Source organism: Priestia megaterium NBRC 15308 = ATCC 14581 (genome assembly GCF_000832985.1).
Taxonomy (GTDB): domain Bacteria; phylum Bacillota; class Bacilli; order Bacillales; family Bacillaceae_H; genus Priestia; species Priestia megaterium.
In genome coordinates this window covers 5,297,408-5,315,993 of record NZ_CP009920.1, presented here as the reverse complement: position 1 = coordinate 5,315,993, position 18,586 = coordinate 5,297,408, and the positions used below count along the sequence as shown (strand labels likewise).

Here is an 18,586-nt window from a genome sequence, read left to right as displayed (position 1 = left end):
TTTTTTCTGAAAGAGGAGGAGGAAGCAGGCCGTAAAATAATTCATGATGAAATGGAAAGTATTTTGTCACGTGCGTCTGAACAAAATTTTGTACCAGTTGTAGATGATCAAAATATTTTTATTGGACTCGTGCGGCGAAGAGAGATTATAGAGTATTGTATCTCTCAACTTTTTATACATGGAGAAACGCCTTTAAATGTGAAGATTTAGTTAAGTTTGCGTAAAAAACATAATTTTTACATAAAAGGTAGTCTCTTTTTATATAATTAATGTTATAATAAGAGATGTAAAGACGAAACTTGCGTAATGTAAGCCTCTAACATTTGTTAGAGGTTCTTTTTTTACATAACATAAAACATTTGATTTCAGTTCTTTCTATGGTTAAGTTAGAATAAGTGTTAAAGTAAGAGGTTTCTTGCTTTTTCACATAAGAAAAGTGAGCTGTACAAAGGAGACAAAGTATATTGACTACGGAAAAAACAAAAAGCGATCAATTACGCAGCATATTCAAAACTATTATCTTCGCTATCGCTCTAGTATTTATGATTCGCGCATTTTTATTTTCTCCGTATATTGTAGAAGGCGCTTCAATGAACCCAACGCTGCATAACGGAGAGCGTTTGTTTGTGAATAAACTGTCGTATTCGCTCCATGATATTCGCCGCGGAGATATTGTGATTATTAAAGATGAGGCTAAGAATAAGCATTATGTAAAAAGAGTAATCGGTCTGCCAGGTGAAAAAATCGAAATGAAAAAAGATCAGCTTTATATTGATGATAAAAAAGTAAGTGAACCTTATTTAAAAACGAATCGTCAAATTGCCAATAACATGGATATGGAGCTTACAGGAGATTTTGAACCCGTTCAAATACCTAAAAACGAAGTATTTGTAATGGGTGATAACCGTCTGTACAGTATGGATAGCCGCAACGGTCTAGGCCTCATTGATGAAAAACGGATTGTCGGAAAAAGCGAATTTGTATTTTACCCCATTAAAAAAATAAGAAAAACAACGTAAAAAGAAATGCCGGCGAAGGTATTTCTTTTTTTGTGCCTATGTCTACTCGGCTTCTAGATGGGCAAGCTAAGGAAAAAAGGGGTGATTTAATTGAAGACAGCCTATGAAAAATTATTTAAGCATTTTAAATTTGTTGATGCTCTTGAGATGAAAAACCGATTAGCAATGGGACCTATCCTCACATACGCTTCACGGGAAAACGGAGAAATATCTGATATCGATCTGACTTTTTACGAAAAACGAGTAGGGGGCGTAAGTACGGTAATTGTCGGCCCCGCGTTTATCACAGAAAATGGCCAAGTAGCACATGGTCAAATCGGCATTCATCGTGATCATGTCATACGAAAGCTTCATCAACTAACCCAAATGATTCATAGAAGAGGAGCTAAAGCGATTCTTCAACTATCACACGGGGGAAGAAAGTGCGTAGAAATGAAAAATAAATGGCAAGCCATTAGCCCAAGTGAAAAGCCTCATAAACGTAAAGGGAAAAAGCCTGTTCAAATGACCGAGCGCGATATAACTTATATGGTTCAAGCGTTTGGCGAAGCTACCACCAGAGCTATGGAAGCCGGGTTTGATGGAGTAGAAATTGACGGAGGAAATGAATGTTTACTGCAGCAGTTTATGTCAAGGCAAGCAAATGAACGGAGCGATTCTTATGGTGGAAGCGCAGAAAACCGCTTCACTTTTGCACTTGAAGTTATTCGTGAAGTGACGCGTCGAGCAGCACATGCGGGCAAACCATTTATTGTGGGATATACATTAGCGCCCAAAGAAAAAGGCTATTTAGGAAATAAAGTAGAAGATACATTTGAGTGGATTGATCGTCTTGTTCATACAGAAATTGACTATTTACATATCAGTGCTTTGCATGAACCTACCTTAAGTAGTGAAGAAAATCGTTCACTGGTTTCTTCGATTATTAAGCACGTCAATCACCGGGTCCCTCTTGTGGGTACAGGAGGACTTACGGCAACAGAAGTAGCAGAAGCTTTTGAGAAAGGGCTGGCTTTAATTACGATTGAACAAGCATTAGTTGTGCAGCCAGATTGGGTAGAAAAAGTGATAAATAGCGATGAGCCCGCTTCTATGGATGTGACGTCATTAGACAAAGATATGAGTTTGCCACCTGAAGTACTAGCTCACTGGCAAGACATGCATAAAAATGACCGCCCTTATTAAGTGAGCGGTCGTTTTTATGTTGTTGACTTAACAAGAAGAATTTTATTTTACTGATACTATAACCAAGCAGCATACATAGACTAAAAGAAAAACTAAAAACACAGTTGACTTCTAGGAATAGTTAGGATTACAATATAAACAACTTATTCATAAAACGGACAGCTGATCGGACATACCGAAGGCTTCTAGCAAACAACTGTTGGAGGCCTTTTTGTGCTTTCTAACAGAAGATGAAAGTGGAGGGACAACATGAAAAAGTTAATTACGTTTGCACTTATTGGCTTTTTAGCTCAGTTAATTGATGGATCACTTGGAATGGCATACGGGGTGACATCAACTACGCTGCTTTTAACGTTTGGAATTGCACCAGCTGTGGCTTCCGCATCTGTTCACTTAGCAGAAGTTGTAACAACGGCAGCTTCGGGTGTTTCGCATATTAAATTTGGAAACGTAGATAAATCGATGGTGTTAAAACTGATTATCCCGGGCTCCATCGGAGCTTTTGTAGGAGCCTGCTTTCTAAGTAATTTACCTGGAGATGCAGTAAGGCCTTACGTTTCAACATTCTTATTGCTTCTAGGAGTTTATGTGTTATTTCGTTTTTTATTTACGTTTAAAACAAACGAAGAAAAGAGCACCAAACCTTTATCGACGAAGCAGTCCATTCCTTTAGGGTTAATTGCTGGATTTGCTGATGCTACAGGAGGAGGAGGCTGGGGGCCGATAGCAACGCCTGTATTGCTAGCTAAAAAAGGCACAACAGCACGGAAAGTCGTTGGAACCGTGGATACAAGTGAATTTGCTATTGCCGTCTCGGCTACACTTGGCTTTTTAATTTCTCTTGGCTGGGAGCAAGTAAACTGGTTCTGGGTAGGCGCCCTTATGATTGGCGGAATTATCGCGGCTCCGATTGCTGCATGGTTTGTTCGTATTATCCCGGCTCACTTGCTTGGTTCACTTGTTGGTGGGTTTATCATTTTAACAAATGCTCGAACACTCTTAAATACATGGATATCCAGCAGCTCAACTCAGATAGCTGTATATGCATTCATACTTATTGTGTGGGCAGCAGCGATCATTTACTCACTGTTACAAGGGAAAAAATATAATCAAAATCGAAACGTAGAAGTTTCGTAATAAAGAGGATGGAATAAAAGTAGCTTAGTTAAAGGGAGATCTGAACGTGTTTAATTCTTGATGGAGAATCAAATGCGTTCAGATTTTTTTATGGTTAGGGTGAAGGGAGTTTCATGTATGTAGTGGTTTCTAGCTGTTGATTGGAGCGCAAGCGACGAGGAGGCTTAGCGGCCGCCTGCGGAAAGCGAAGGCTTGCACGGAAATCAACAGCGGTGTAACAAGGGGCCATACTAGCGCATTATCCCATTTGTTCGTCTTTAGATTGGGGTGATTTCGTAATGTCTCAATCTCTTTTATTATCTGAATTCCGTAAAATAGAGAAGCGTAGATATTTTTTTTGCGTCTTATGATACAATAGACGAGTTCATTCATGAGTGGGAATACTTTCTAACACATATAAAATTCATTGAATCGTCGAGGTGTGAAGAGTAAGTGGTCTATTTTATTTTAGTATTAGTAGCAGCTATCGAAGTAATTGTCTTATTGATTAATCGACCTGTATTTGCAAACATTCCGTATGTTCAAGTATATATTGTTCCTTTGTTAATAGTAATTGTCATCACGATGTTACTTTCGCGAAATCCAAAGAGATTTATACGGTGGTTCAAACAAGGGCTTATTACGATTTCAGTCGTTGTGCTTGTATTCGTACCGGTTCTCTATGCCAAAAATCTCCCGCTGTATGGTTATAATGAAGCAAAAAAAATGCTTGCGCAAAGAGAACAGCTCTTGCTAAGTCAGTTCCAAAAAGGAAAATACGTATATCCAGCAAAAGACAGCCCTAAAAAATACCGTTATCTATTTAAAGTCAATCGTGGAAACGGCATGCTTGAATATGTATTCGACCCATACACAGGCGGTTATGAAGTTGTGACAGATGTGATAAAAAAATAAAGGTTTAGCTTATTTAAAGCTAAGCCTTTTAATATGAGAAAAATTGAAACTTTTTGAAAATCTGTGCGTATTTATTAAAGAACGTTCACAAAAAAGTCACAAAAGGAGTTGCACAATGGGGAAGTTAGAATACCGACTGCTAAAGCCTGATGATACGTTTGTATCTATTTATCACTATCAATCTATTGAACTTGAACAAATTTTAGCAAGAAGAGAATGCGAATTTTTTGTTAAAGAAGGAGTAACGTATAAACAAACTTCATCTGCAGTCGAAGATGATATACATATTATTTATGTAAAAGAACATGAACATGGGCCGAAAGAGCAAGCAGAAGACGATAACAGAGAGATTACGTTAGAAGTACGCGAACTGAATTCTCTTCGAGGACATCCGATTTTATTCGTCTCTTCATTTCATACCCATTTGGACGTATTAAGCTATATCGGAACAGTTTATACATACTACAATGGATGGGAATGGGAAAGAGACTCTGCGGAAATTGATGAAGATCGCAGCGTGTACAGTTTATATGTAACAAAAACAGGCGTAACGTATGAAGGGGGGAAGGCGTAATGTCAAAAACAAAAAAAATGATGGCCGGGGTTTTGACCACAGCTTTAATGACATCGCTCGTTGCCTGCGGTTCAACTGATCAGGCAAGACCAGCTAAACCGAAAGATAAATCGTGTGACAAGTGGAAGTGGGATGAAGATACCCAAACGTACTACTGTTCAGATTCTTCTTCTTCGCACAGCGGCTCATATTATCACGGAGGCCGCTACTACGGCTCTAAAAAACAGTTGACCTCATCATCGGCCTATAAATCATTTAAATCAAGCAGCTCGTATAAATCTGGAATTGGGAGCGGCTCTAAAGGCGGTTTTGGCGGTTAATGCATAAAGAAAAGCGAGAAATGTTTTATAAAGAAATTGAAGATTTTTGGCACGATTTATACGGAACAGAGTATGCTCTTTATGACGTACATATAGAGTCTTCTCATATCATTGATTCTATTAAAGAAGCTGCAAATCAAATTGGGGAATTATTTTTTAAAACTGCACCTTTACTTCGTTCGTTAGATGATCAGACGCTTTTTTCTTTAGGATTTCCAAAAGACAGCCTTCCGTACCTACGACTGAAAACGATGAAAACAGAAAGTGTGATTTCGCGCCTTGATTTTGCTGTTACGACTGATCAAATCAAGCTTTTAGAACTAAATGCGGATACGCCTACGTTCATTAAAGAATTATTTCATGTAAATGAGTTAGTCTGTCGGCATTTTCAAGTACAAAACCCTAATAAACTTGAAGAAAAAAAGCTTGCTTTAGCATTAAAACACGCCATTTTTGAAGCTTATAACGAGCTCGATAGAACGAACTATCCAAACGTCGTTTTTTCTTCGCACGATACGCATGAAGAAGATAAGTTAACGACTCTTTATTTAATGAAGCTAGCCGATGTAGATGCTACATACGTTCCATTATCGCAGCTTCGAATTGTCCCTTCCTCTACAGCGGAAGAAGGTGAACATATAGAAGCGGGCGTGTATGATCAATATGGACAAAAAATAGACGTACTCTATCGCCAAACTTATCCGCTTGAACATTTAATTGAAGATGAAGATCCGAGTACGCATGAAAAAGTCGGACACATGCTTTTAACATTAGCACAGCAAAAACAAGTAGCCATAATCAATCCGCCTTCTGCATTTTTGCTGCAGTCCAAAGCCGTGCAAGCACTCATTTGGGCTTTGCATGAACAACATCATCCTTTCTTCACTAAAGAAGAGCATCACATCATTGAAACATACTTTTTACCAACGTATTTAGAAGAAGATACATTTATTGAAAGAAAACAAGCATTTGTGAAGAAACCATCCTTTGGTCGTGAGGGAGATACCGTTGAAATTTATAATGAAGACGGAATCAAAATAGACGAAGATCAGCATAAGACATATCAAGAATACACGGCTGTGTATCAACAGTTTATTCCTTTGCCAACTGCAACGATGAAGACTCAAACGCAAACAATAGAGGCTCATATCATGTACGGGTGCTTTTTATTAAATGGAAAAGCAAGCGCAGTAGGAATACGAGCTGGAAATCAAATTACGGATAACGAATCGTACTATTTGCCGATTGGATTAAAATGAAAAGGGGAATAAAAATGACACAATGGATTGATTGGGCTAGTATAGGAAGTTTTTTATCTCACGTAGCGGTAGGGTTAGGGTTATTATTTATCGGAGTTATGGTATTTGAATTAACAACAAAATTTAATGACCGTGAACTCATAAAAAAAGGCAATGTGGCGGTCGCTTTGAAGTTATGGGGAAAAGGAATTGGGCTTGCTATTGTCATTTTTACTGTATGGAGCAACAGCTTAAATTTGGTAGATGCAACTCTTTGGGGAGTAGTAGGTATCATTACTCAAGTAGTGGCATATTGGATTATTGAATTTATCATGACGCCTAAAACGAGCCTAGCCAAAAAAGTAGAAGAAGGAAATGTAGCCGTTGGAGTAACTCTTTTTGCAGCGGCGGTTGCCGTCGGCCTTATTGTGGCCGGAAGCTTAACATATTAAAAGAAGGCGATTCCTGTTTTACGGGGAATCGCTTTTTTTATGTCCAGATTGCTCGTGTTCACTTAGTAATAATGTACGTGTATTTTCACGGTCGGCACGAACAATTTTTTGCTGTGTGTAAAGCGGAATGACAAAGAGCAAAATAAATAAAAAAACATAGCTCATTTTTGTTATCCTCCCATGTAAATTGTAAACGCCTGCTAATAGTGTGTGACAAACAATACGTAAATATAGCATATTTGACTGGGTGAACTGGAAAAAATTGAGGGATGCAAAAAGAATATAATCTCACCTTCAACAAAAACTAAAAGCAGTATAGAGGCACGTCTTTTATTAAGAAAGGAGTTGGAAAAAGTGAAAAGGTGGCTCATTTTGTGCTTCTTGATTGTAATCGCAGCTGGATGTGGACGCCCAGATGAAACGTCTCAACCGAGCATTTTCCTTATACCAGAAGGGTACAAAGGATGGGTTATGGTCGAATATGATAAAGATAACGGAAACCCCAGCAAGACAGAAGGAGACTACACTGTATTTAAAGTAAATGACCAGGGAGTCGGGAAAACCAAAACGCTTTTAAGCGGCGGCGGCTGGGCAAGAAATAAATATTTCTATGTAAATAAGAATGGAGAGCGAAAGCAATTGAAGCAGGGGAAGATGATACATGGAACGACTCAAGGTAACAAAAATCATACGGTAACCTACTTTTTCGTCGGCACCGCAAAAGAGTTCGATAAGGCCGGAGACTATCGAAGAAAACTTACCGAAGAAAGTTCTTCGTAAAAAAAGAAACGTTGCCTCTTCGGCAACGTTTCTTTTCTATCTTCATTTGAATGTGCAAAAGACGGTATCTTTTAAACGTTGAATTTCGCTTAATGCTTCTTCTTGCTTATGAATTACCCAATCTGGCAATGAATGTTCAACCGACAGCTCGTCGAAACAAGCCCCGCATGTTTTAACTTCAATATAAGATTCAATATACTGAAGGTGATCTAAGTTATAAGCCCAAAGTCGACGTTCAGGGCATATCGTTTCTAAGTAAAGCGGAAGCTGAAAAAAAGGATCTACTGCTTCAGAAAGTTCTAACGGTCCTTGGCTATCAGCGTTGGTTACGTCTAGATAACCGCAGTGAGGACACGTGCATGAGTGCGTTGACCCGCTCAATTTTTTATCCAGTTTTACAACTCGCGCACATAGTTCGCAGTTTGGACATTTTACTAAGATAAAGTCAAGGAACTTATCTAAAAATTGTTGCTGTATTACTTGCTGATTTGTCATTTTTTGTACCTCTAACTGTCAAACTTTTTTTAGTTACGAAAATAAATCATGAAACCTACATACTATTCATAACACATGATGAGGGTTAAAACAACAAAAACCCTTTTCGACAGAAGGGTTGTGTGCTATAGTATGACAAATCAGAATAAATAAAGAAAAATGGTGAGAAAAAATGAGTCAAAACGAACAATGGACATCAAAACTCGGCTTTATCTTGGCATCTGCCGGTTCTGCAATTGGAATCGGAGCCATTTGGAAACTGCCTTATGTAGCCGGAACAAGCGGAGGAGGGGCCTTCTTTTTACTGTTTATCTTGTTTACAGCAATTATTGGTTTGCCGCTTTTACTTGCTGAATTTGTACTAGGTAGACATACACAAAAAGAAGCAATTCGTGCATATGATGCAGTTGCTCCCGGCTCCCTATGGAAAGGAATCGGGTATTTAGGCGTGATTACATGCTTTATTTTATTATCCTTCTATAGTGTAGTAGGAGGCTGGATTTTGCAATATATTTTTGCAAGCGTCACGGGTCAGCTGAATGGAGTAAGTGACTACGGGAGTTTATTTAACTCGACCATTGCTAATCCAACACGTGCTGTTATCTCTCAATTTGTTTTTCTTCTTTTAACAATTGTTGTAGTAGCAAGAGGCATTCAAAATGGTATTGAAAAAGCAAACAAAATTTTAATGCCTGCTCTCTTTATTTTATTTATTATTATCATTATTCGTTCTTTAACATTAGAAGGGGCAATGGAAGGTGTATCTTTCTTTTTGTATCCAGATTTTTCAAAGCTTACATCCCAAACCATTTTGTTTGCGATGGGACAAGCATTCTTTTCCCTTAGTGTAGGCGTTTCAGTTATGGTTACGTACAGTTCGTATCTATCTAAGCAGCAAAACTTGCCAAAATCGGCTATTTCAATTTCAGCGTTAAATATTTTGATTTCTTTACTAGCAGGACTGGCCATTTTCCCTGCGGTCTTTTCAATGGGTGTAAAACCGACGGAAGGACCAGGTCTTTTATTCATTGTATTGCCTTCTATTTTTGAACAGCTTCCGTTCGGAATTGTGTTTCAAACTTTCTTTTTAGCGCTGTTTTTATTTGCCACTTTGACATCTGCGTTTTCGATGTTAGAAATTATTGTTGCTTCTTTAGCCAAAGGAGAGCAGCATAAGCGTATAAAGCTATCTTGGATTTCTGGCTTGCTAATCTTCATAGTAGGAATACCTTCAGCGCTATCGTATGGTTTGTTAAGTGACGTATCGATCTTTGGAAAAAGCATCTTTGACGCTTTCGATTTTCTTGTAAGTAATATCCTTATGCCACTAGGTGCTCTTTTAATTGCCATCTTTGTTCCTTGGAAAATGAAAAAAGATGTGCTAATTGAAGAATTCAAGCACGGTTCAACGAATGTGAAGCGCTGGTTCTCTTTATGGCTTCTTGCTATTCGATACATTGCACCTGTTTTAATTATCATTGTATTTATTAATATGCTAGGCTTTATCTAACGAAAAAACGCTGTTAAAACGCTTGGTTTTAACAGCGTTTTTTTGAAGGAAGAGGAGGAGTATGATGCTTGATTTCTTGTATGATATGTTTGTAGGGGTAGGGGTATTTATTTTATTAATAATTCTGTTGCTAGTAGCGAGAACGTCAGGGAAACGCAAGAAATAGGCGGGTATAATTCCCAGTGTAAAAACCCCAAAAAAGACTAACACCACAGAATTAAACTATGATAATATATTATCCTATGAGCATAATCAATGCTCACATATGTTGTGATGAAGCGTTTTTTAGAAAGAGGGATCATCTTGAGTGGAGAAGTTCTTGTCAAGATTTTATCTCAAGCGTATGAACAAAAAAAGACATTACCAATCGTCTCATTCTCGTCTTTTTTTGAACAAAAAAAGGTGGGCTTTCGTTTAAATAACGATGTGTCCGCTGATATTATCTACCATACGCTTATGTGTATTCAGAGAAAAACGTGTGTCCAAGATGTGTTAGTGGAAGTACTAAAAGTTGATAGTCCAAACAATGACGGGGCATTTTCTGATTGTGTATATATTTTAGCAAATGGTACAAAACAGCAAGTGAAAGAATGGGTTCAACCCTTACATCCTAAAAGAGTGAAACAAGGATATCAGCACGGGACACCCATTGATGCGCCACAGTTAAAAAATGACTACCACGTGTTTGCCGTTACTTGGTCATAACGTTTAACCCAAAAAACATCCTGCTGTCGCTGCAGGATGTTTTTTTGTTAATAAGGATGAGCATCGTGTCCTTTTTCATTAGCTTCTTCTACCGCATCAGCAGCTTTGTTGCTTCCTAACGGTGAACCGCCTTCTTTTGGCAATTTCCCGTATGTAGGAGTCATTTCTGCTCCCATTTCAATTTCTAGGGAACCATCATCATGCATCAGAAGACCAATGCCATTTGCTACGCGATTGCCGTAGTCAAAATCACATTGAGTTAAAAGCTCAATCATCTTTGTTTGAACGGTATGGTGACAACATTTTAAGCCGTCTACTAAATTTTGAATAAGCTCATCACGTTCCCAGTCCTCAAGTAAACGATAGCGTTCACCAGCTTGCTTAAAGTCATTTGTACGATCAATTTTTTCTTTTTTTACATTTCCTTCAACATAAGGCTGATGAGGTTTTGGATGGTCATGCGCTTCTTGAAGACCTCCAAGAGAAGAAGGCTCATAGTTCACATGCGGGTTCTGACCTGGAGCAGCGTCTACATGATAGGCCATTTGACCATCGCGTTGATTTGTTGCTACATGTTTTTTCGGCGCGTTAATAGGCAGCTGCAAGTAGTTTGTTCCCACCCGGTGACGCTGCGTGTCGGAATAAGAAAACGTTCTTCCTTGCAGCATTTTATCATCAGAAAAATCTAGCCCGTCTACAAGTACACCAGTACCAAATGCGACTTGCTCCGTTTCAGCAAATACGTTGCTTGGATTTTTATCTAGGACCATTTTACCTACTGAGAGAAATGGAAATTGGTCTTCGGGCCAAATTTTCGTGTCATCGAGCGGATCAAAATCCAGTTCGGGATGCTCTCCATCTTCCATGATTTGTATACAAAGTTCCCACTCGGGGTAGTTACCGCTCTCAATCGCTTCATACAAGTCTTGAGTGGCGTGACTAATATTTTTAGCTTGAATTTCTTCTGCTTGCTTTTGGGTCAAATTTTTAATTCCTTGTTTTGGTTCCCAATGGTATTTCACAAGAAACGCATCGCCATCTTTGTTTATCCACTTATATGTATTAACACCGGAACCTTGCATTTGCCGATAGTTAGCAGGTATTCCCCAGGGTGAAAATAAAAAAGTAATCATATGCATAGCCTCAGGGGTGTGAGAAATAAAATCAAAAATACGCTCGGTATCTTGACGGTTTGTCACAGGATCGGGCTTAAAAGCATGAATCAAATCAGGGAATTTAATAGCATCGCGGATAAAAAATATTTTAAGGTTATTTCCTACTAAGTCCCAGTTTCCGTCTTCTGTGTAGAACTTTACAGCAAATCCCCGTGGGTCTCGCATTGTTTCTGGAGAGTCCTTTCCATGAGTTACGGTAGAAAATCTGACAAAAACGGGCGTCTGTTTGCCTGCTCCTGAAAAAACTTTTGCGCGGGTGTATTTTTCAACGGGCTCGTCACCAAGCTTTCCGTACGTTTCAAAATACCCGTGAGCTCCCGTTCCCCGGGCATGAACAACACGTTCCGGTATACGTTCACGATCAAAATGCGAAATTTTTTCAATCAGCTGGTAATTTTCAAGAGTAGCAGGTCCTCTGTTGCCTACCGTTCGAGAATTTTGGTTATCACGAATGGGGTGACCTTGACGCGTCGTAAGCGTCTGCTCGTTTTCTCCGGCTGCATAGCGTTTGTCTTCCGAGTCACCTGATCCGCTAACATTTGTACCATGAGTGCCTTTATGGCTCATAAAATAATCCTCCTTGTTTCAAACATAACAAGACTATTTTTTTCAGCCCTCGCTTTTTTATTCATTAATATGGAAATAATATAAATTTTTAGAAGAAAAGCTGTTTTACTAGAGAGGGAAACAAATCCGCTAAACGAATAAATTTTAAAAAAGTTTCACATTTCAAAAAAAAATAAATTGTTTTTTTTGAAATATAAAGATAATGTTACGGGTGATTTTTTACCTATTATTAGTGTAGGAAAAGGAATAATATTGGAATATATTAGCTTTTTTGTCGAACTTATTAAGTGTTAAACGACAATAAACTACGACAATATACACCATACAGCTGCGCTGCTGTCGTTTCCTGTAACATAAATGTAATATTAGTGATGTTATTTTGTAATAATGTGTTGTTACAATGTAAACGTCTTATAGATTAGTAGATTATGGCATTGGAGGAACCTTTTTTTATGAAAAAGTTGATATATTCGTTAGCGTTATGTGGATCTTTAACAGTAGTACCTACAATTAGTGAAGCTGCTTTAGGAGATGCTACGCTGCACCCAGGAACAAGTAATTCAGATGTGAAAGAATTACAGCAAAAATTAAAAAACAAAGGCTATTTTACATACGGTACAACAACAAACTATTACGGTTCAATCACGACTAGCGCAGTAAAGTCGTTTCAGCGTGCAAATGGTTTATCTGCAGATGGTATTGCAGGTCCATCTACATTTAATAAGCTGCTAGGAAGCGGAAGCTCATCAATTAGCTCAGGTTCATTGCTGCGCGTTGGTTCAACTGGACCAAATGTACAATCTTTACAGCAGCAGCTAAAGAATAAAGGCTATTTTAAAGGAACTACGACTCAATACTTCGGTTCAATTACAAAAAATGCAGTAATGGCATTTCAACGTGCAAACGGACTGTCTGTGGACGGAATTGCGGGTCCGGCTACGTTAAGCAAGTTGAAAAATGGCGGTTCTAGCGCTTCAACTGGTGGTTCTAGCTCTAGCAACTCAACTATTTTACGTCAAGGTATGAAAGGTTCAGCAGTAAGCAGCCTTCAGCAAAAACTAAAAAATAAAGGTTACTTCTCAGCTGGTGTAACAGGCTACTTTGGCTCAATTACAACAAGTGCAGTAAAATCATTTCAACGTGCAAATGGTTTATTAGTAGACGGAGAAGCGGGTCCAGATACGCTGAATAAATTAAATTCAAGCAGCTCTAGCAGCTCAAAACCTTCAACATCAACAGGAAGCAGCACAAGCTCAAGCTCAGCTTCAAAAGTTATTTCATACGGTAAACGTTTTATGGGAACACCTTATGTTTGGGGTGGAGCTGCGCCTGGAGGATTTGATTGCAGTGGTTACCTTAACTATGTATATCGCAATGCAGTAGGTGTAAGTCTTCCTCGTACAGTTGCTAGCATCTATCAAACTGGTACGCGTGTAAGTTCACCTCAGCCTGGCGATATCGTTTTCTTTGAAACGTACCAACCAGGAGCTAGTCATGCTGGCATTTATATCGGAAACGGTCAATTCATGCATGCAGGTTCTTCAACAGGCGTGACAATCACATCACTAAGCAACTCTTACTGGTCAAAACGTTACTTAGGAGCAAAGCGTTACCTATAAGAGTGTAACAAAAAGGAGTAGTTGTAGAACTATTCCTTTTTTCTATGCACCATAAATGTAAAAGTAGGAAATTTTTGCGCGATTTGATATGATAACTAGGGAACAAATAAAAGGAGTGTATAACATGGCTATTGTAGATGTAACCATTATTCCGGTAGGTACGGAAACGCCAAGCGTGAGTCAGTACGTAGCTGATATTCAAAAAGTGTTGGCCAAGCATGAAGATGAAATTACATATCAATTAACCCCTATGAATACATTGATTGAAGGGGAATTAAGCACGCTGCTAAACATTGTTCAAGAGATGCATGAGGTGCCTTTTGAAAATGGTATTCAGCGCGTATGTACAAATTTACGAATTGATGATCGCCGTGATAAAGAAAATCATACGATGGCTGGGAAATTACAATCCGTACAGTCTAAATTAAAAGCGAAATAAAGAATATGCAATACAATAAAAACGCTTGAGTATCCACTCAGGCGTTTTTTATTGTATTTATACTTAATTAGCATGCACAAGAGAAAAAATTTGAAAAGCTACGCGCAGCCGAAGGGTTTCCTCTGACGTGTGAATAGGTCTTTTTAATAACTCTTCGCATTTTTCAATTCGATAGATCACCGTGTTCCGATGAACGAATAACTGCTTAGCAGTCTCTGAGATTTGGCAATTGGAATTTAGATATGTTTCAAGCGTGTCAAGTAAGATGGAGCGATCTTTCTTATCGTACTGCAGCAAACCTTCTAATGTTTGAGAATAGTAATCCTGTAAATCGTTTGCTGGAAGCAACCTCAGCAGTTCTTTAAACTGTTTTGGCTGATAAAATTGAATAAGCTTCGACTGGTCTTTAAAATGGATGGTTTCAAGAGCTTCAACAGCTTCTTTATATGAATCAGCGATTGTAAGTAGGGATTGGCTTTGGTTTCCAACTCCAAATGACATTCGCTTATCGTAGTGACGGTAAACAGCTTCCTGCAAGCGATGCAAGCATTCTATAATCATAGGTTGAGAATGAGGTGTAAACAAAAGAATATAAAGATTGTCATAGAAAAACAAAACGGCCTCTGTATGACCTGTTGATAACTCATATTGAAGGAGCTCATAGATCATATCATCATCGCTGTAAGGCGTGAATGTAGAATGGATTTTCCCGACGGCGCAAATATAGCTGTTTCCTGCTGATAAGCCCATCATCTGTGCTTGAAAGGAAGCATCTTCAAGCGTTTTATAATAATTGTTAACAAGCTGATTGAAAAAATCGTTTTTTCGTCGCCGTTCAGCTTCATACAAAGCCTGCTGCCTCATCATTTCGAAGGATAAAACGTTTGTCGCTTGTTCAATCGTTAGGAGCGCTGAATCGGATAAAGAAACTTGATGTTCAATAAGTAAATAACTGTACTTTCTTGTATGAGTAGCAATCGGAAAAAGCGTAACGGTTTTTTTTGTGTGTAAAAAGGAAAAGGTTGTATATTTTACCGTTCGTAAAAACAGCTGCTTAGCGCCCGCTACCGCTTCTTCCATCGGGAGTGAAAAGGGTTCGCGTTTGTTTGTATAAAAGAGTTCATGGCCATGGGTATCAAAAAGGGCAACGTGAGCATTGCATAACGTTTGAATGGATTGCATAATTTTCTCAATGCCTTTTCCTTGTAAGATGTACGAGGAAAATAGCTGATGTGTGACCATCGCTTGCTGAAGCTCGGCTGTTTTTTTATCTAAAATAAAGCTGAGAGATTCGTTAATAACCGCGCCTAACGTTTCGTCCGTTTGGAAATCAATGATCGGAAAGTGAAGTTCATCAGCTAGCTGACAAATAGAAGCAGGCACGTGCTCGAAAAAGCGCTTCGTTTTGATGGCCAATCCTGCACATTTCTTTTTAGCCATTCCTTCTACAAGTTTTGCTAAGCTTTCTTCATGTTCTTTGAAGTGATAACCCGTTGTAATTAAAAACTCTCCTTCTTTTAAAAAAGATAAAATATCGGGTGCGTCCATCATATTGACGTTATGTACTTTGCGGGTGACTCCTTTTTGCCCGGCTACTACAGATGCTTTCTCATAAATTGGAATGCGTAAAAGAGTTTGTAGTTCCATTATTTATTACTCCTTTTGTTAAAAATTCTCACATTTCCCTACGCGTATCTTTATCTATCTTTTATTTTATAAGAAAGTTTAGTTAAAATAAATAAAATTTTCAGAAAAAAATGTATAAATTGTTAATGAAGAAGTATATTCAATCCTGTAAGATAAAATAAATAACATATAATGTTAGAAAAAGTGACGTATATAAGACTTTGCATATTTAGTGATAATAGCTAAAAAAACACTAAATCATTGTAGAAAGTGTTAATGAAAACAATCAGTCATTTTCTTAAAATGAAGATAGCAGGAGGGATAGCAATGGTTGCAGATATGACGGGAAAATCTAAGCTTTGTCAGCAAATCGAAGAAAACGTTAACTGGTTGTCACAGTTTGGGGGAGATGAAAAAGAAGGGGTCACGAGGCTTTTATATACGGAACAGTGGAATGCAGCTCAAAAGGCATTGGAAGAAAAAATGAAGGGACTTCACCTCAAAACGTATTACGATGATGTAGGAAATTTATTTGGACGGTTGCAAGGAACGGGTTCAGAACAACAAGTTATTTTAACAGGATCCCATATCGACACCGTGATAAACGGAGGAAAGTATGACGGGGCGTTTGGTGTTGTGGCAGGTATCATTGCTCTGCAGTACCTGTATGCGCATTACGGCTCCCCTACAAAAACCTTAGAGGTCGTATCACTTTGTGAAGAAGAAGGTAGCAGATTTCCTCTTACGTATTGGGGATCAGGCAATATAAATGGATTACACAGCAAAAGTGATGCAAAACATGTTATAAATAAAGAAGGGGTTAAGCTGGATGACGCAATGAAACAGCTCAATTTCGGAAAAGGCCTCCACAGCGAGCCATACCGCACGGACATCGCTTCTTTTATTGAACTGCATATCGAACAAGGAAAGCAGCTTGAAATGTCTCGTTGCGATATCGGAATTGTTTCTAGTATCGTCGGGCAGAAACGATTTACAGTATCTGTTAAAGGTGAAAGTAACCATGCGGGCACAACCCCGATGAACATCAGAAAAGATGCATTTTATGTGAGCTGCAAACTTGCTAAAGCATTTATTGAATTGAGCGAAAAATATCATAACGCTTTATACGTAACGGTTGGCAAAATTACACTTTCTCCAAATGCACCGAATGTAATACCAGGATATGTAGAATTCACGGTCGATATAAGACATCATGAGTATGAGGTTTTACAAGAAGCAGAACGAGAAATGAAGGAAATTATAAAGCGAACAGCAGGGGATTTAGAAGTGAATATCGACTGCTGGATGGATGAAAAACCTGTCGCTATGAGCGAAGAATTATCTGAACTTTCCAAAATTATTTCCTCGGAAAAGAATATCTCCTCCCGAGAATTAGTAAGCGGTGCAGGACACGACTCCCAGGTATTTGGACGAAGAGTTCCCACATGTTTGTTATTCGTACCGAGCCAAGATGGAATCAGCCATTCCCCAAAGGAATTCACCAAAGGAGAACAGTTAGAAAAAGGAGTAAAGGTCTTAATAGAACTATTATATAAACTTGCCTACTAGGAGGAATTTGACATGACTATAACAAAACAGCTTCATACACCGCCGCGTACGATTATGACACCCGGACCCGTAGAAGCAGATCCACGCGTATTAAGAGCATTAGGAACACCTATTTTAGGTCAGTTTGACCCCGCATTTACGCACATTATGAACGAAACGATGGAAATGCTTCGTGAACTATTTCAAACCAAAAACAAATGGGCTTTTCCCGTTGATGGAACGTCTAGAGCTGGGATTGAAGCAGTTCTTGCAAGTGTAGTTGAGCCTGGAGATAAAGTGTTCGTCCCGATTTTCGGCCGCTTCGGCTATTTATTAACGGAAATTGCCGAGCGCTACGGAGCTGATGTACACAATATCGAATGCGAATGGGGAGAAGTGTTTGACCCTGAAACAGTTATTCGTGAAATAAAAAAAGTAAACCCGAAAATTGTTGCAATGGTTCATGGTGAAACGTCTACAGGAAGAATGCAGCCTCTTAAAGAAATTGGTGCTGCATGCCGCAACGAAGATATTTTATTTATCGTCGACGCAGTAGCTACTATTGGCGGTACGGATGTAAAAGTAGATGAGTGGAACATTGACGCATTGATTGCAGGCACACAAAAGTGTTTATCTGTTCCGTCCGGCATGGCACCTATTACGTACAATGATCGTATTGAAAAAATTATTATGGAACGTAAAAAAGTTGAAAAAGGAATTGCGACAAAAGCAGATGCTCAAACTGTTCGTCTGCGTCCGAATATTATCAGCAACTATTTTGATTTGAGTCAGCTTCAAGACTATTGGAGTGAGCGCAGATTAAATCATCACACGGAAGCAACGTCCATGCTCTATGCTTTAAGAGAAGGGCTGCGCGTTATTTTAGAAGAAGGATTAGAGGAAAGATTTGCAAGACATCGCCTCCATGAAAAAGCACTTGTAGCCGGTATTAAAGCAATGGGATTATCTTTATTCGGGGATGAGCATTCAAAAGTTCCAACCGTTACTTGTGTTTTAATTCCCTCAGGTATTGACGGAGAGGCAGTTCGTTCTACGCTTCTTGAACAATTTGGAATTGAAATTGCAAGTTCTTTTGGGCCAATGCACGGAAAAATATGGCGTATCGGTACAATGGGATACAGCTGTCGAAAAGACAACGTTCTCTTTACATTGGCTGGTCTTGAAGCAGTGCTTATTCGAAACGGTGCAACCGTGAATGCAGGTTCTGCTTTACAAGCAGCATTAGAAGTTTACGAGGAAGAAGTAGCCTTGTCTAGTCTGTAAAGATTCGTTTTATTCATCA

General features: G+C 38.7%; 19 protein-coding genes. 15 read left to right on the top strand and 4 right to left on the bottom strand.

Annotated features, from left to right (window positions below; genetic code table 11):
• Window positions 1-464 precede the first annotated feature (464 nt).
• The 8 genes from lepB to BG04_RS27240 all read left to right on the top strand — a co-directional run bounded on the left by lepB (window position 465) and on the right by BG04_RS27240 (window position 6,819).
• Window positions 465-1,019: a signal peptidase I gene (gene lepB, locus BG04_RS27275; protein ID WP_013057720.1), complete on the top strand. Its 555-nt coding sequence runs from the start codon at window positions 465-467 to the stop codon at window positions 1,017-1,019.
• Between the two features lie 90 nt (window positions 1,020-1,109).
• A complete protein-coding gene (locus BG04_RS27270) occupies window positions 1,110-2,204 on the top strand; it encodes an oxidoreductase (protein ID WP_034650785.1) in 1,095 nt (364 codons plus the stop codon).
• 249 nt (window positions 2,205-2,453) lie between these two features.
• Window positions 2,454-3,341 (top strand): sulfite exporter TauE/SafE family protein, encoded by an 888-nt coding sequence (locus BG04_RS27265; RefSeq protein WP_034650788.1) that lies wholly within the window; start codon window positions 2,454-2,456, stop codon window positions 3,339-3,341.
• A 432-nt stretch (window positions 3,342-3,773) separates the two neighbouring features.
• Window positions 3,774-4,235, top strand: coding sequence for a hypothetical protein (locus BG04_RS27260; RefSeq protein ID WP_034650791.1), 462 nt, complete (start codon window positions 3,774-3,776; stop codon window positions 4,233-4,235).
• 115 nt (window positions 4,236-4,350) lie between these two features.
• Complete coding sequence (locus tag BG04_RS27255) at window positions 4,351-4,809, top strand: hypothetical protein (protein WP_034650793.1); 459 nt, start codon at window positions 4,351-4,353, stop codon at window positions 4,807-4,809.
• Complete coding sequence (locus BG04_RS27250) at window positions 4,809-5,129, top strand: hypothetical protein (protein ID WP_013057715.1); 321 nt, start codon at window positions 4,809-4,811, stop codon at window positions 5,127-5,129. Before BG04_RS27255 ends, BG04_RS27250 begins: the two co-directional genes overlap by 1 nt.
• Window positions 5,129-6,388 (top strand): glutathionylspermidine synthase family protein, encoded by a 1,260-nt coding sequence (locus tag BG04_RS27245; protein WP_034650795.1) that lies wholly within the window; start codon window positions 5,129-5,131, stop codon window positions 6,386-6,388. The genes BG04_RS27250 and BG04_RS27245 overlap by 1 nt, the downstream gene beginning before the upstream one ends.
• Before the next feature lie 14 nt (window positions 6,389-6,402).
• On the top strand, window positions 6,403-6,819 hold the full coding sequence (locus tag BG04_RS27240) for a DUF350 domain-containing protein (RefSeq protein WP_034650797.1): 417 nt from the start codon (window positions 6,403-6,405) through the stop codon (window positions 6,817-6,819).
• Between the two features lie 18 nt (window positions 6,820-6,837).
• Here the strand turns inward: BG04_RS27240 and BG04_RS31165 are convergent, their stop codons facing one another.
• On the bottom strand, window positions 6,838-6,984 hold the full coding sequence (locus BG04_RS31165) for a hypothetical protein (RefSeq protein ID WP_016764718.1): 147 nt from the start codon (window positions 6,982-6,984) through the stop codon (window positions 6,838-6,840).
• A 189-nt stretch (window positions 6,985-7,173) separates the two neighbouring features.
• On the opposite strand from BG04_RS31165, the gene BG04_RS27235 reads away from it, so the two are divergent.
• Window positions 7,174-7,599 (top strand): DUF6843 domain-containing protein, encoded by a 426-nt coding sequence (locus BG04_RS27235; RefSeq protein ID WP_013083801.1) that lies wholly within the window; start codon window positions 7,174-7,176, stop codon window positions 7,597-7,599.
• Between the two features lie 42 nt (window positions 7,600-7,641).
• On the opposite strand, the gene BG04_RS27230 is transcribed toward BG04_RS27235, so the two are convergent.
• Window positions 7,642-8,094 carry a hypothetical protein gene (locus BG04_RS27230; RefSeq protein ID WP_013083800.1) on the bottom strand — a complete coding sequence of 151 codons (453 nt, stop codon included), beginning with the start codon at window positions 8,092-8,094 and terminating at the stop codon, window positions 7,642-7,644.
• Window positions 8,095-8,266: 172 nt separating this feature from the next.
• On the opposite strand from BG04_RS27230, the gene BG04_RS27225 reads away from it, so the two are divergent.
• Entirely contained in the window at window positions 8,267-9,604 is a 1,338-nt protein-coding gene (locus BG04_RS27225; RefSeq protein ID WP_034650800.1) for a sodium-dependent transporter, read from the top strand.
• Window positions 9,605-9,907: 303 nt separating this feature from the next.
• Window positions 9,908-10,309 carry a hypothetical protein gene (locus BG04_RS27220; RefSeq protein WP_013057709.1) on the top strand — a complete coding sequence of 134 codons (402 nt, stop codon included), beginning with the start codon at window positions 9,908-9,910 and terminating at the stop codon, window positions 10,307-10,309.
• A gap of 47 nt (window positions 10,310-10,356) precedes the next feature.
• Here BG04_RS27220 and BG04_RS27215 read toward each other — a convergent pair whose 3' ends face one another.
• Window positions 10,357-12,051 (bottom strand): catalase, encoded by a 1,695-nt coding sequence (locus BG04_RS27215; RefSeq protein WP_034650802.1) that lies wholly within the window; start codon window positions 12,049-12,051, stop codon window positions 10,357-10,359.
• A 452-nt stretch (window positions 12,052-12,503) separates the two neighbouring features.
• Between BG04_RS27215 and BG04_RS27210 the strand changes: the two genes are divergently transcribed.
• Both BG04_RS27210 and BG04_RS27205 read left to right on the top strand, forming a co-directional pair.
• Window positions 12,504-13,670, top strand: coding sequence for a C40 family peptidase (locus tag BG04_RS27210; protein WP_034650804.1), 1,167 nt, complete (start codon window positions 12,504-12,506; stop codon window positions 13,668-13,670).
• Window positions 13,671-13,794: 124 nt separating this feature from the next.
• On the top strand, window positions 13,795-14,109 hold the full coding sequence (locus BG04_RS27205) for an MTH1187 family thiamine-binding protein (RefSeq protein ID WP_013083795.1): 315 nt from the start codon (window positions 13,795-13,797) through the stop codon (window positions 14,107-14,109).
• 63 nt (window positions 14,110-14,172) lie between these two features.
• Here BG04_RS27205 and BG04_RS27200 read toward each other — a convergent pair whose 3' ends face one another.
• On the bottom strand, window positions 14,173-15,756 hold the full coding sequence (locus BG04_RS27200) for a PucR family transcriptional regulator (RefSeq protein WP_013083794.1): 1,584 nt from the start codon (window positions 15,754-15,756) through the stop codon (window positions 14,173-14,175).
• A gap of 306 nt (window positions 15,757-16,062) precedes the next feature.
• Between BG04_RS27200 and allC the strand changes: the two genes are divergently transcribed.
• Window positions 16,063-17,304: an allantoate deiminase gene (gene allC / locus BG04_RS27195; RefSeq protein WP_230586536.1), complete on the top strand. Its 1,242-nt coding sequence runs from the start codon at window positions 16,063-16,065 to the stop codon at window positions 17,302-17,304.
• Between the two features lie 12 nt (window positions 17,305-17,316).
• Window positions 17,317-18,567 (top strand): pyridoxal-phosphate-dependent aminotransferase family protein, encoded by a 1,251-nt coding sequence (locus BG04_RS27190; RefSeq protein ID WP_034650808.1) that lies wholly within the window; start codon window positions 17,317-17,319, stop codon window positions 18,565-18,567.
• The last annotated feature ends 19 nt before the right edge of the window (window positions 18,568-18,586 follow it).

Bases quoted from the DNA above. Each gene is read 5' to 3' on its own strand.
- BG04_RS31165 (WP_016764718.1), bottom strand. From the start codon at position 6,984: ATGAGCTATGTTTTTTTATTTATTTTGCTCTTTGTCATTCCGCTTTAC.
- BG04_RS27190 (WP_034650808.1), top strand. From the start codon at position 17,317: ATGACTATAACAAAACAGCTTCATACACCGCCGCGTACGATTATGACA.
- BG04_RS27210 (WP_034650804.1), top strand. From the start codon at position 12,504: ATGAAAAAGTTGATATATTCGTTAGCGTTATGTGGATCTTTAACAGTA.
- BG04_RS27240 (WP_034650797.1), top strand. From the start codon at position 6,403: ATGACACAATGGATTGATTGGGCTAGTATAGGAAGTTTTTTATCTCAC.
- allC (WP_230586536.1), top strand. From the start codon at position 16,063: ATGGTTGCAGATATGACGGGAAAATCTAAGCTTTGTCAGCAAATCGAA.
- BG04_RS27205 (WP_013083795.1), top strand. From the start codon at position 13,795: ATGGCTATTGTAGATGTAACCATTATTCCGGTAGGTACGGAAACGCCA.
- BG04_RS27230 (WP_013083800.1), bottom strand. From the start codon at position 8,094: ATGACAAATCAGCAAGTAATACAGCAACAATTTTTAGATAAGTTCCTT.
- BG04_RS27215 (WP_034650802.1), bottom strand. From the start codon at position 12,051: ATGAGCCATAAAGGCACTCATGGTACAAATGTTAGCGGATCAGGTGAC.
- BG04_RS27250 (WP_013057715.1), top strand. From the start codon at position 4,809: ATGTCAAAAACAAAAAAAATGATGGCCGGGGTTTTGACCACAGCTTTA.
- BG04_RS27200 (WP_013083794.1), bottom strand. From the start codon at position 15,756: ATGGAACTACAAACTCTTTTACGCATTCCAATTTATGAGAAAGCATCT.
- BG04_RS27245 (WP_034650795.1), top strand. From the start codon at position 5,129: ATGCATAAAGAAAAGCGAGAAATGTTTTATAAAGAAATTGAAGATTTT.
- BG04_RS27255 (WP_034650793.1), top strand. From the start codon at position 4,351: ATGGGGAAGTTAGAATACCGACTGCTAAAGCCTGATGATACGTTTGTA.
- BG04_RS27265 (WP_034650788.1), top strand. From the start codon at position 2,454: ATGAAAAAGTTAATTACGTTTGCACTTATTGGCTTTTTAGCTCAGTTA.
- BG04_RS27225 (WP_034650800.1), top strand. From the start codon at position 8,267: ATGAGTCAAAACGAACAATGGACATCAAAACTCGGCTTTATCTTGGCA.